11 protein-coding genes are annotated in these 12,071 nt (G+C 66.3%); 4 read left to right on the forward strand and 7 right to left on the reverse strand.

Going from position 1 to position 12,071, the window contains the following annotated elements:
- From FVW20_RS16540 to FVW20_RS16550, 3 genes are all read right to left on the reverse strand, one after another.
- On the reverse strand, positions 1-1,196 hold a 1,196-nt coding region (locus tag FVW20_RS16540; RefSeq protein ID WP_196610449.1), incomplete at its 3' end, for a cation:proton antiporter.
- A gap of 401 nt (positions 1,197-1,597) precedes the next feature.
- A complete protein-coding gene (locus FVW20_RS16545) occupies positions 1,598-2,149 on the reverse strand; it encodes a hypothetical protein (protein ID WP_196610450.1) in 552 nt (183 codons plus the stop codon).
- 872 nt (positions 2,150-3,021) lie between these two features.
- On the reverse strand, positions 3,022-3,603 hold the full coding sequence (locus tag FVW20_RS16550; RefSeq protein ID WP_196610451.1) for a hypothetical protein: 582 nt from the start codon (positions 3,601-3,603) through the stop codon (positions 3,022-3,024).
- A gap of 1,208 nt (positions 3,604-4,811) precedes the next feature.
- Between FVW20_RS16550 and FVW20_RS16555 the strand changes: the two genes are divergently transcribed.
- Positions 4,812-6,062 carry a D-alanyl-D-alanine carboxypeptidase family protein gene (locus tag FVW20_RS16555; protein ID WP_231039188.1) on the forward strand — a complete coding sequence of 417 codons (1,251 nt, stop codon included), beginning with the start codon at positions 4,812-4,814 and terminating at the stop codon, positions 6,060-6,062.
- Positions 6,063-6,170: 108 nt separating this feature from the next.
- On the opposite strand, the gene queD is transcribed toward FVW20_RS16555, so the two are convergent.
- The 3 genes from queD to queC form a co-directional block, all read right to left on the reverse strand.
- Positions 6,171-6,539, reverse strand: a complete 369-nt coding sequence (queD, locus tag FVW20_RS16560; RefSeq protein WP_196610453.1) for a 6-carboxytetrahydropterin synthase QueD — start codon at positions 6,537-6,539, stop codon at positions 6,171-6,173.
- Between the two features lie 227 nt (positions 6,540-6,766).
- Positions 6,767-7,432 (reverse strand): 7-carboxy-7-deazaguanine synthase, encoded by a 666-nt coding sequence (queE, locus tag FVW20_RS16565; protein ID WP_196610454.1) that lies wholly within the window; start codon positions 7,430-7,432, stop codon positions 6,767-6,769.
- Positions 7,432-8,151: a 7-cyano-7-deazaguanine synthase QueC gene (gene queC, locus FVW20_RS16570; RefSeq protein WP_196610455.1), complete on the reverse strand. Its 720-nt coding sequence runs from the start codon at positions 8,149-8,151 to the stop codon at positions 7,432-7,434. Before queC ends, queE begins: the two co-directional genes overlap by 1 nt.
- Positions 8,152-8,838: 687 nt before the next feature.
- On the opposite strand from queC, the gene FVW20_RS16575 reads away from it, so the two are divergent.
- The 3 genes from FVW20_RS16575 to FVW20_RS16585 all read left to right on the forward strand — a co-directional run bounded on the left by FVW20_RS16575 (position 8,839) and on the right by FVW20_RS16585 (position 11,690).
- On the forward strand, positions 8,839-10,017 hold the full coding sequence (locus FVW20_RS16575) for an FAD-dependent oxidoreductase (RefSeq protein ID WP_196610456.1): 1,179 nt from the start codon (positions 8,839-8,841) through the stop codon (positions 10,015-10,017).
- A 4-nt stretch (positions 10,018-10,021) separates the two neighbouring features.
- Positions 10,022-10,942, forward strand: a complete 921-nt coding sequence (locus FVW20_RS16580) for a succinate dehydrogenase/fumarate reductase iron-sulfur subunit (RefSeq protein WP_196610457.1) — start codon at positions 10,022-10,024, stop codon at positions 10,940-10,942.
- A 232-nt stretch (positions 10,943-11,174) separates the two neighbouring features.
- Positions 11,175-11,690, forward strand: coding sequence for a YbaK/EbsC family protein (locus tag FVW20_RS16585; RefSeq protein ID WP_196610458.1), 516 nt, complete (start codon positions 11,175-11,177; stop codon positions 11,688-11,690).
- Between the two features lie 71 nt (positions 11,691-11,761).
- Here FVW20_RS16585 and FVW20_RS16590 read toward each other — a convergent pair.
- Positions 11,762-12,071 (reverse strand): LuxR C-terminal-related transcriptional regulator (locus FVW20_RS16590; protein ID WP_231039189.1); only part of this gene is annotated, 310 nt, incomplete at its 5' end.

The raw sequence follows: 12,071 nt of genomic DNA on the forward strand, positions 1-12,071 counted from the left end.
TCCCCGCGCCGGGCCAGCCGTGCCCCGGCGGGCAGCAGCCGCACGGCCACGTCGGCCATGCGCGGGGCCCCGGCAATGAGGAACGGCGTCAGCGCCATGGTCATGATGCTGGCGGCCAGGAACAGCTGGTACTCGTTACGGTCGAACAGCCCGTACGACACGCCCGCCTTGGCCAGTACGAACGAGAATTCCCCCACCTGGCACAGGGCCAGGCCCACCATCAGCGCGGGGCGCAGGGGATAGCCCAGCATCAGGGTGGCGCCGCCGCCCAGCAGGCACTTAACCGCCAGCACGGAAAGGGTCACCCCGATGACCAGCGGCAGATGGTCGATGACGAAGCCGAGGTCCAGCAACATGCCCACGGAAATGAAGAACAGGCTGGTGAACACGTCGCGGAAGGGCATGATGCCCTCCAGTGCGCTGTGGCTGTACTCCGATTCGGCCATGATCAGGCCCGCCAGGAACGCGCCCAGCGACAACGAAAGGCCCATGGACGAGGTAAGCAGCGCGATGGCCAGGCAGAAGGCCAGCGTGGAAACCAGGAACACCTCGCGGTTGCGGGTGCGCACGATGCGGTGCAGCAGCGCGGGCACCAGCTTGCGCGACAGCAGGAACACCAGCAGGATGATGCCCGCCCCCTTGGCCATGGTGAACAGCAGCGAAGGTCCGGACTCGCCGCCCTTGCCCGCCAGAAACGGCACCAGCAGCATCATGGGCACGATGACCAGGTCCTGGAATATCAGGATGGACAACGAGATGCGCCCGTGCGGACTGTCCATCTGGGCGCGTTCCTGCAACAGCTTGAGCACGATGGCCGTGGATGAGAGAGCAGCCAGAAAGCCGATGAACGCCGCCGTGCCGTGCGGCATGCCCAGCAGCTCCGCCCCGCCCGCGAAGGCCAGGATGGTCAGCGCCACCTGCGCCAGCCCCCCCAGGAACACCGGCTTGCGCAGGCGCATCAGTTCGCCCAGCGAAAGCTCCAGCCCGATGGTGAACAGCAGCAGCACCACGCCCACTTCGGCCATGATCTCGACCTCGTGCGCGGCCTTTACCAGTCCAAGGCCGTGCGGTCCGGCCACCACGCCGGTCAGCAGAAAGCCGACGATGGCGGGCACCTTCACGTAGTGGCACAAATAGATGACGGCCACCGAAAGGCTGAAGATGACCACGAATTCCTTGAGCAGAGGCAGTTCCATCGTACCTTCCGTGCAATGCGGTATAGTGCGGCCCAGAGTACCTGATGCATGCCGCACGTGCGGCCCGTGCATGACAAGTGCGCGCTCGCCGGGTGCGTATAGTGGCATGTCCGGGATGCGCCTAGCAAGCCCGTCTGCTTTCGCGGCCAGCCTGAAACAAGCCGGGCAGGACGATTCCCCGCTGCCCCCGTGCCGGGCCCTGCCCAACCTGGGGCCCGAAGCGCGGCCTTGCGCGGGGGCTGATGCGGGGCCGGCCTTCTGCCCGATGCGCCAGGCGAAAAGGAGCGCGATCACGGCTGCTGCAGCCCTGGCCGCCCGGGCCACAACAAAAAGGGGGGAGCCTGCGGCTCCCCCCTGACGATCACTGTACGCCCGAAGGCGGCGGTGGCGAACGGCGCCGGTCAGGCGGCACGGGCCACGCGGCGAAGCTGGTCGAGGTCCAGCACCACCGGATCGATGAGGGTGAAGCCGCCGGGGTTGCCCCACGCGAAGTTGTCGGCACACAGGGTGTCGTAGCGCACTTCGTCGATGGCGCGCATGGTGCTGCCCAGCACCGGACCGAAGTCGGTGATGCAGGTCATGAAGCGGGCGGCATCGAAGCTCTCAACGTTGTTCCAGGACCAGGTGTAGCTGCACATTTCTTCGGCAAAGCCCAATACCGCCAGGTACTTGGCCTTGCTGTCAAGGTACAGGTTGCTCATGCTGGTGGACACGTTGCCAAGCAGTGCGCCCATGTCGAAAGTCTGCTCGGACTCGTCGATGAAGAGCTGCACCTTGGTGTCGGCCTCGATGCGCATGCCGAAATTGCGGGTGTTGCCGCGGCGCCAGAAGTCCATGTACTTCTCGGCGTAAATCTTGCGCCCCTTGGCGCGGATGGCCAGCGCCGTACGCGGCGAAACGGGGTGCAGGGCCAGGTCGCAGCTTCTGCCGGTGATGGTAAGGGTAACGTTCATGATCGGACTCCATTTCGTTGCCGATGCGCCCTCTCGGTTTCCGGCTGCATCCGGTGCGGCCGCCCGGATGCCGTGCGATCCCTCCGTGAGATCGCATGTGGGGTGGGCCCGTCCGCCGTCCCGTAGGACAGCGCGCCGCCTGTGCCCCGCGCCGCTCTCGCGCATCGCGTCGTACGCCGTGTCCGAACACCTTCAGCCCCCGTGGCCCCTCCGTTCCGCCCTGCACCATGGCAGGGTGGTTCCGGCCTGCCAAGCACGGTTATCGTGCCGGGCCGCCTCCTTCATCGTGATGAACGGGCAGGTTCCGATGAAGGGGCAAGGCTGGGTCGCTTGTACTGGTTGTTCACACAGCAACGACGAGCCCACACTGCCTCTTACACTGCTGTTTGTCAACTCAACCTATCGAAAAACCCGGTACTCACATCACCCGAACGAGCAGTCACACCATTCCATTGAAGCATATTAATATCCTGCAATTAAAGAGTATTTTAAAAACCACACTGACACACCCCAACCATACTCTCGCGCACCCGCAAACTGGTCGCACAACCCATTTTTCACGAAACTCCACGACTTAGCGGGCATCTGGACCGCGCATTGTGATTTTTTTCATTTAAAAAGACAGCAGGTGAGCAGCCACCCTCTTTTTCGGATTTCGGCAGGACAAAAACGCACGGCACGCCCTGGCGGGCATGGCTGGAAAAAGAAAAGGCGAGGCCCGCCGCTTACGGACGGCGGGCCCCGGGGGAGGGGGAGAGCGGAGGGTGTGGGGACCTCCGTTCTCGGGCAGGGAGGGGTAGGGCTACTACGAGTGCGGGTCTGACGATCGGTCGGGCGGGAACCCCAACCGGAAGTATCTGCATGCGGCGGCGTTACGCCGCCTTCTTGCCGCCGCCGGCCTGTTCGGCCTCCACCTCGCGGCGCACGTCCGCAAGGTCGATGATCATCGGGTCAAGCAGGGTGAACCCGCTGGGGTTGCACCACGAATCGTCATCCGCCAGGTGGCCGTCGTAGAACACGTTGTCTACCACGTTGTACCCTTGCGTCTTCATCACGCGGTCCCAGTTCAACACCTGGAAGCTGAACTTGGAGGGGTCGAAACTCTTCACGTCGTGCCATATCCACTTGAAGGCGCACCACTCGTCGTCATAGCCGAGCACGGCAAGATACTTGGCCTTGCTGTTCAGATACATGCGACGGCGGATGGTGGTCACGTCGCGGTAGAGCAGGTTTTCGTCCAGGTCGGTCTGGCGGCCATCCACGAACAGGCGGACCAGGCTGTCGGGTCCAAGGCGCATGCCGAAGGTGCGGGTGTTCCCCTTGCGCCACCAGTTCATGTACTTTTCGGCGTATATTTCGCGCCCCTTGCTACGGATGGCCTCGGCCGTCTGCGGCGAAACGGGGTGCAGTGCGAGGTCACAACTTTGCCCGATGATTTCAAAGGTGATGTTCATGACAGTCCTCTCCGTTGGAGGTTTGCGCGCCGCGTTCACGCTTTCCGTTAAGACATCCATCGGGACCGGCTCGGCGGCCTGACGCGACGTCCTTGCCCAGCCAAAGAGCACAGCCCGTGCCATTGCGTGACCTTGAAAGAGGCAAACCATCCAGTGCCAACATATAATATTTTGAAAAACGTGATAAATATTTTTATCACAATCTCGCCCCAAAAACGGACGCCTCGCGCGACCTTGCGCGGACTGACTGCTCAATCCTGCGCGATTGCGCGATTAGTTGATCAACCCGCGCGATAGACCCGCAAGCGACCACTCACTTGCGCGATCACAGCCATCCGCCCAGCATGGTTCACTCCACTGACATAAAAGAATTTTTATAAACCATGGCCGCCAGCCGGACAAATCCTGCAGCGGCACCAGCCGCCACCCCCGAGAGTGGATGCTCCACAGGCATGCCCCCGGGCAGCATTCCCCCCCGGTTGGCTGGCGTTGCCTGCTTCCGCCTCATCCGCACGCTTGAAAGACGGCGGCACATACTGCAAAACGGCTGGGCAGGCATGCATCACTTCGCAGTGCGACTGCGGCACGGCAGATGGATTGCCTTTCGCTGTCAACCCGAGCGCGATCACCATATCTGCCCGGCAGCCCAACACCAGCGCGGACTTCCGGGCGCCACCCCGAGCGAGGCAAACTCTAGAAAATATTCAACATGCCGAATTTTCGGCCACCCTGTCCCCGAAAAACCGGACATGCAATTCCCCCCTGCTGGCGTGCAACTCCAGATCACAAGGGTGCTGCGGCCCCGCTCCAGAACGGCTTCAAGCTCGACTTCCATGGCCAGGAAACCTGCCTGGCCATTTCCATCCACGAAAACGCGTGCAATTTTCTGCGCATCCGCCAGAGAATGCTTGTCATGCCCCAACCTCTACAGTAATGTTTGCCGGGGACACAGGAGTGCGGCCATTCCGAACTGGAGAAGGCGCGCTGCCTGACACACCGATTTCCCGGCCCGGAGCGGCCGGCTCGGAAAGGCGAGACAGCGCATGCGCATGCACAGCACCGTTCCCGGCCACACGGCCCAACGTCCGCACCACGCAGCACACCGCCCGACGGCCCACGCCGCCCGGTTCACCGCTCCCCCCACCCCGACGGGTCTGTCTGGCCCGGCCCGCCTGCATGGCATTGTCCTTCTGGCGCTGGCGGTTGCCATGCTGCTCGCCGCGCCCGTGGCGCACGCCTCCAGCCACGAAACGCTCGACGTGCGCTCTGCCCTGCTGCTGGACATGAGCACTGGTCGCATCATCTACGAACAGAATGCCGACGAACCCATTCCCCCAGCATCGCTCACCAAGGTGCTGTCCATGTACGTGGCGCTGGACCAGGTGCGCGCGGGCAAGGCCTCGCTGAAGGATACCGTCAAGGTCAGCCGTCGCGCTTTCTCCACGGGCGGTTCGCGCATGTTCCTGAAACAGGGCGAAACCCTGACCCTGGACGACCTGCTGGAAGGCATGGCCGTTTCCTCGGGTAACGACGCCAGCGTCGCCACCGCCGAACATATCGGCGGCAACGTGGACAACTTCGTCCAGATGATGAACGCCAAAACCAGGGCGCTGGGCATGAAGAACAGCGTGTTCCGCAACCCGCACGGCCTGCCTGCCGCCGGGCAGCACACCACGGCGCGCGACATGCTCATCCTTTCCCGCGCCTACCTTGCCCAGTACCCGGAAGCCCTGCGCTACCACTCCACCCGGTACATCAAGCACAACAAGGTCATCACCACCAACAAGAACCCCCTGCTCGGCAACTGCGAAGGTGCAGACGGCCTCAAGACCGGCTGGGTGTTCGCCTCCGGCTACAACCTCATCTCCACGGTGAAGCGCGGCAAGACCCGGCTGCTGGCCGTGGTGCTGGGTGCTGAAACCACACAGGTTCGTGCGCAGGAAGTGAACCGGCTGGTGGAAGCGGGCTTCCGCTCCGTGGCTGGTGGCGGCAAACGCGTCTCCACGTTGCTGGCAGACATGAAACCCGCCGACTACGCCCTGAACCTGCACAAGACCAACAGCGAGGCCTACGCCGAATTGCGCAAGACCTCCAAAGCCGCCAAGGCGCGCAAGACATCTGTGGCCGCCGCCAAGGCGTCGGAAGACGCCAAGGCCTCCCCCGTGCAGAAGAAGTCGAAAAGGAAGAAGGCGAGCGCCACGGCGCAAAAGTCCGCTCCGAAGGCTTCCCAGCCCTCTGCCCGCCAGGCGTCTGCCACGCCCAAGGCCACCAAGGCCAAAGCCACCGCCCAGACCCAGGCTAAGCAGCCAGCGCGCAAGGCCGTGGCCAAGTCGGAAGACCAGGAACCTGCCCCCAAGGCCGCCAGGAAAAAGGCCTCGTCCACCAAATCCACGGCGGACAAGACGCCTGCCCCCGGCAAAAAGGCCGCCCCCCGCGAGGTGGCCGACAAGCAGGGCTGATGCCTGCCAGACTTCGTACGATGCCGGACGCAGAAAGGGGCACCCCGCCGGGTGCCCCTTTCTGCGTCCATGCCTTCGATTCCGGCGGAAGAGATTGACGCCTGCGGGCTAGGCGATCCCGCCGTCTCCTTCGTACACCGCCCCGGAAGTGGGGCTTTCGCGCACCACCAGGCGGCACAGCTGCGGCAGGGCGGGCTTCAGTTCGCGCCACAGCCAACGGGCGATGCACTCGCTGGTGGGGTTTTCCAAACCTGGAATATCGTTGAGATAGGCATGATCCAGCCGGTCCAGGACCGGTTTGGCCAACCGCTTCAGATCCCCGAAATCCATCACCCAGCCGGTGTCGCCGCCCACGGGGCCACGCGCGTGCACTTCCACGGTAAAGGTGTGGCCGTGCAGGTTGCCGCACTTGTGCCCCTGCGGGACGCACGGCAGCCGGTGCGCCGCGTCGAAGGTAAGCGTAACGAAGATGTCCATCCGTCCTGCCTGTGTGTCAGCCGTGCGGGCACGGCGTGGTGTCTGTCGTGTGGATGCGGCCCGGCGCGTGCGTCCGGTTCATGCCCGGACGTACCCGGACCATATCAGGATCATACCCGGATCGTGTCTGGACCATGCCGGGATCGGCCAGGTCATACCCGGATCGTGCACGGATCATGTCCAGACCGCCCGAGGCATCAGGGGTTTTCGCGCCATGGGTGCGGGCGTCAGCGGATGCCCAGAAACTTGTGCGCCTGCAACCCCAGCCGCCAGCGGGGATGTTCCAGGCAGTAGCGCACGCAGGCGGCAACATGGTCCGCCCCGGGCTCGTCGCCCGCCCCGCGCCCGGCGTCGTCGCGCGGTTGCAGAATGAAATGCCTGAAGTCCAACCCGTCGAAATCAGAGGGATCCGCCCCGACCTGTGGCCAGACCAGCTTCAGTTCGTCGCCCTGCGTCACGACAAGACGCGTGCCCGCCTTGGGGCTGACTGTCACCCAGTCCAGCCCGGCGGGCAGGGGCAGGGTGCCGTTGGTCTCCACCCCGCACTGGCAGCCGTGCGCGTGCAGCACGTCCAGCAGCTCCGGCGTCAGTTGCAGGGCCGGTTCGCCACCGGTAAACACCACATAGGGCCGCCAGCCATTCCCGTCCAGTGGGTACGGAAAGGCGGCAAGGATGGCGGCGGCCAGCGTCTGCGCATCTCCGAACACGCCCCCGCCGGGACCGTCGGTGCCCGTGAAGTCGGTATCGCAGAAGCGGCACGCGGCAGCGGGCCGGTCCTGCTCGCGCCCGGTCCACAGGTTGCAGCCGGAAAAACGGCAGAAGACGGCGGCGCGCCCGGCGTGCACGCCCTCGCCTTGCAGCGAGTGGAAGATTTCCTTGATCCGGTAGCCCATCAGCACCCGCCGCCGGAGCAACTGCGCAGGTAGTCGCTCCAGCCGTGGCGGCGCAGGTCGCAGGCCGGGCATTCGCCGCAGCCGTAGCCCCACGGGTGCCGGGTGGTGCGCACGCCCTTGTAGCAGGTATGGGTGTGTTCCAGCACCACCTCGACAAAGGCGTCGCCGCCCACCTGTCGGGCCAGATCCCATGTGGCGCCCTTGGTCAGCCACATGAGCGGGGTATGCAGCACGAAACGCGTCTCCATGCCCAGGTTCAGGGCCACCTGCATGGCCTTGATGGTGTCGTCGCGGCAATCGGGGTAGCCGGAATAGTCGGTCTCGCACACGCCGATGATGATGTGCCTGATGCCCTGCCGATAGGCATGGGCCGCCGCCGCCGTCAGGAACACCAGGTTGCGCCCCGGCACGAAGGTGGTGGGCAGCCCGTTGCGGCCCATCTCTATGGCCACGTCGTGGGTAAGCGCGGTGCGGCCCAGTTCGCGAAACAGGGCCAGTTCCACGGTGGTGTCGTCGGCCAGGCGTTCGTTCCAGCCCGCGGAAAGGCGGCGGACCTCGTCCATCAGGCGCAGGCGGCAGTCCATCTCCACGGTGTGGCGCTGGCCGTAATGAAAGCCTATGGTGGACACCCGGCCAAAGCGTTCGAGCGCCCAGCCCAGGCACGTTGCGGAATCCTGCCCGCCGGACAGGACCACAAGCGCGGTTTCTTTGCTATGCATGGCGGCTCCTTGCGAAAGACGGGCAACCGGTTGCGCGGATGCGGACGACGGACGGGACGCGCACTTGCCGGACTGGCAGACCTCCCCGGCAGGCCAGGCAGGCCAGGCAGGCCAGGCAGGCCAGGCAGGCCCGGCATCATGGCGGCACCCCGATCGGCGATGCCCCCCGGCACCACCGCGCCGTTGCCGGACCGTCGCGTGGGAAGCACTCTGGCTACTCCGCCCGCCCCTGCTTGTAAAGCGTCGGAGCGTACCGCACGCCCTCGCCGCCCCCTGCGCCCCATTACCAAGATTCGCCACTGTCGGCGCACATCACCACCGGACCGGGCCGAACCCGCTCCTGACCGGGTTTTTCGCCATTTTCTCGTGCAATCGCCAGATTATTTCGCCAATCATGCCCGTGCACTGTACCATCCCCCCCTGTCCGTGCTATAAATGAGCATGGTCCGGCGTTCAAGGGGCGGCATCAGAAACGCGGGAAGGGCAAGCCTGCACCACATGCATGTCACCCGCCGGGAGGCCCCTTCCCGATCGCGCCCGATTTGGGCACAACCGAAAGGTACCGGCTCCATCGGCAAACGGGCGCAACCGACTCAACCGGTTCAACGGGGCTCAGCCGGTTCAACGGGGCGCAACCGGTTCAACAGGGCGCAACCGGCACGGCAGCATACTCACTGCGGAGCACGCATGGAACACATCGCCATCATCGGCGGGGGCGGCACGGCCGCGGCCCTCGCGCACGACCTGATTCTACGCGGCTTTTCCGTGGCCATCTACGAGCGGGGGGAATTCTTCAGCGGGGCCACGGGCCGCCATCACGGGCTGCTGCACAGCGGCGCCCGCTATGCGGTGCACGACCCCGAGGCCGCGCGCGAATGCATCGAGGAAAACATGATCCTGCGCCGTCTGGTGCCGCAGGCCATGGAGCAGAACGAAGGGCTGTTCGTGGCCCTGGACGACGAGGACATGGCCTACCGCCAGCGGCTGAAGGAGGCCTGCGCCGCATCGGGCATCCCCACGCGCGACTACACGCCCGAGCAGGCCCGCAGGCTGGAGCCCGGTCTGGCCGATACCGTGCTGGCGGCCATGCAGGTGCCGGACGCCGCCTTCGATGCGTGGCGGCTGGCCCTGCCCTTTCTGGCCACGGCGCGGGCGGGCGGGGCCACGATCCACAACTTCACCGAGGTCGTCGGCATCGATGTGCAGGACGGCGCGGTACGCGGGCTGCGCCTGCGCACCCTTGCGGAAGACGCCCACGGCGCGCGGGGCCGCGAATGGTCCGCCCCCGCCGACATGGTGGTCAACGCCGCCGGGGCCTGGGCAGGCAGGGTGGCTGCGCTGGCCGGAGTGCACGTGCCCATCCAGCCGGGGCCGGGGGTGCTGGTGGCCATAGAGGGCCGGGTGACCAACATGGTCATCAACCGCATGCGCAAGGCCAGCGAAGGGGACATCATCGTGCCGCAGCGCCGCCTTTCTGTGCTGGGCACCTCCATGTGGCTCACCGACGACCCCGACCACCTGGACATTCCGCCGGAGCATGTGCAGCGCATGGTGCGCCTGTGCTCGGAAATGGTGCCCGCCTGCGCCGGAGCGGCCATCCGCTCGGCATGGTCCGCCGCGCGCCCGCTCATCGGCAACGCCGACGCGGCCCGTCCCCAGGAGATCAGCCGAACCTTCGACTGCTACGACCACGGCACGCGTGACGACGTGTCCGGCCTGTTGTCCATCATCGGCGGCAAGGGCATGACCCTGCGCGCCATGGCGGAAAAGACCGCCGACATCATCTGCCGCCTCACCGGGCGAGATGCAACGTGCCGCACGCGCGAAACGCCCCTGCTGCCCGCGCGGGCCTTCTACAGGAGCTGACCCCATGAGCGACACCGTAAGGACCGCGCCCGAATCGCCGGATGCCGCCGCATCCGCGTCTTCGGTTTCCCCTGCCCCCGAGCCGCAGCAGGCGCGCATGCTCACGGTGCGCGTGCAGCGCAGCGGTCCCGGCGAGGCCAATGCCCGCTTCGATGACTACCGGCTGTCGGTAGGGCCGGAGGATTCCGTGCTCGACGTGCTGGACCGCATCCGCGTGGAGACCGACCCCACGCTGGTCTACCGCCACTCGTGCCACCATTCCAGTTGCGGCACCTGCGCCATGCGCATCAACGGGCGCGAACGGCTGGCCTGCATTACCCGCATGCTGGCGCTGGGCAGCGACGTGGTGACCCTGGAACCCCTGCGCTCGCTGCCCGTGCTGGGCGACCTGATGGTGGACATGCGCCCCATGTTCGCCCACATCGACCCGGACTGGGGCTACGTGCGCCCGGTGGAAAAGGCCTCCACCGGGGTGCCGCACGGGGTGGCGCGCTACACACGGTTGGAGAACTGTATCGAATGCGGGGCGTGCATGTCTGCCTGCCCTGTCAGCAACGGCACCGACGACATGCCCCCCACGGCGGCCCAGGCGGCGCAGCACGCCGCCCCACAATCCGCCCGACAGGTCGCCCGTCAGGCTGCCAGCCAGGCCGCGCAGGGCACGGACGAATCCCTCGCGTCCGCCCCCCCTGCCGATCCCCTTGCAGCACCCATGTTCATCGGGCCTGCCCCGCTGGCCGCCCTGAACCGTGAGCTGGCTCGTCATCCCGAACGACGCGAGGAACTGCTGCACATCGGCAAGGGGCCGCACGGCGAACGTCACTGCCGCCGCCACATGGCGTGCAGCCGGGCCTGCCCCAGCGGGGTTTACCCGGCCAAGGACATCATGGACCTTCGCATGATGCACGGGGGCGGCAAAGACTGATGATTCATGCAGGTGCGGGCCGCAGGTCCGTTCCGGACTGCTGACAACTCCAACTTCCCGGGGAGGGGGGCCTTTTCCCCCCGCCGGAGGCGTTCAAAGGCCGACGTTGCCAGCATCCCGGGACGGGTCGTTCGGCCCGCCCCAATCATGCGCGCCATGCCCCGCCACACTTGCCCTGCCCGCCTCCATGGGCTATCCCCCCACCAAGAAACATCTTTTGCAGGAGGGGCCCATGGACGGCACATCCCTTTCCCCCAGCGCACGCCGCGTGCAGGACTGGCTGGACCAGGCCGTGCGCGAGGCAGGCGGCGGGTACAGCACCCCGCGCTTCGTGGTGCGCGAACTGCCCGACTCCACCCGCACAGCCCAGGAAGCGGCGGATGCCGTGGGATGCACCGTGGCCCAGATCGCCAAGTCGCTGATCTTCAGGGGCAAGCAGAGCGGACGCGGCTGGCTGATCATCGCCAGCGGGGCCAACCGGGTGGACGAAAAGCGCGCCGCCGCGCTGGCGGGCGAACCGCTGGGCCGCGCCGACGCCGACTTCGTGCGGCAGGCCACCGGCTACGCCATCGGCGGAGTGCCCCCGGTGGCCCATGCCACACCGGTGGGCTGCCTGATCGACGCGGACCTGCTGGCCCTGCCCGACATCTGGGCGGCAGCGGGCACCCCGCACGCCGTCTTCCCCCTGACACCGGACGATCTCGTGCGGCTGACCGGCGGCACGGTGGGCCACGTGCGCAAGGAATAGCCACGTCCCTCGGCCTTGACGGGCCGGGCACGAAAAAACGCGCGCCGCGCCCGGCTCGGCCCCCAGCAGCCCTACTCCAACCGCTCGTTGCGCGGCTTGGGCCGCAGGGCAAAGCCGCGCGCCTCGGCCCAGGCCCTGGCTTCGGCCTGCGAATGCAACGAAAGCTTGCGGAACAGGTTGGCGCGGTGTTTTTCCACGGTCCTGTCGCTGACCACCAGCAGCCCGGCGATTTCGCGGTTGCGATACCCTTCGGCCACCAGGTGCAGCACCTCGCGCTCGCGCGGGGTCAGCAGGGTCAGCGCATCACGTTTCTGCTCCGCGGGTCCCGTCTCGGCGGCGGCGCGCCTGTCGCGCAGCACCTCGCGCGCGGCCCACGGCGAC

The sequence above is a fragment of the Nitratidesulfovibrio oxamicus genome (genome assembly GCF_015731765.1).
Lineage (GTDB): Bacteria > Desulfobacterota > Desulfovibrionia > Desulfovibrionales > Desulfovibrionaceae > Cupidesulfovibrio > Cupidesulfovibrio oxamicus.

What these genes read in the sequence shown, in the direction of transcription:
- FVW20_RS16550 (WP_196610451.1), bottom strand. Translation starts at nt 3,603, where the DNA reads ATGAACATCACCTTTGAAATCATCGGGCAAAGTTGTGACCTCGCACTG.
- FVW20_RS16580 (WP_196610457.1), top strand. Translation starts at nt 10,022, where the DNA reads ATGAGCGACACCGTAAGGACCGCGCCCGAATCGCCGGATGCCGCCGCA.
- FVW20_RS16575 (WP_196610456.1), top strand. Translation starts at nt 8,839, where the DNA reads ATGGAACACATCGCCATCATCGGCGGGGGCGGCACGGCCGCGGCCCTC.
- queE (WP_196610454.1), bottom strand. Translation starts at nt 7,432, where the DNA reads ATGGGCTACCGGATCAAGGAAATCTTCCACTCGCTGCAAGGCGAGGGC.
- FVW20_RS16585 (WP_196610458.1), top strand. Translation starts at nt 11,175, where the DNA reads ATGGACGGCACATCCCTTTCCCCCAGCGCACGCCGCGTGCAGGACTGG.
- queC (WP_196610455.1), bottom strand. Translation starts at nt 8,151, where the DNA reads ATGCATAGCAAAGAAACCGCGCTTGTGGTCCTGTCCGGCGGGCAGGAT.
- queD (WP_196610453.1), bottom strand. Translation starts at nt 6,539, where the DNA reads ATGGACATCTTCGTTACGCTTACCTTCGACGCGGCGCACCGGCTGCCG.
- FVW20_RS16545 (WP_196610450.1), bottom strand. Translation starts at nt 2,149, where the DNA reads ATGAACGTTACCCTTACCATCACCGGCAGAAGCTGCGACCTGGCCCTG.
- FVW20_RS16555 (WP_231039188.1), top strand. Translation starts at nt 4,812, where the DNA reads ATGCTGCTCGCCGCGCCCGTGGCGCACGCCTCCAGCCACGAAACGCTC.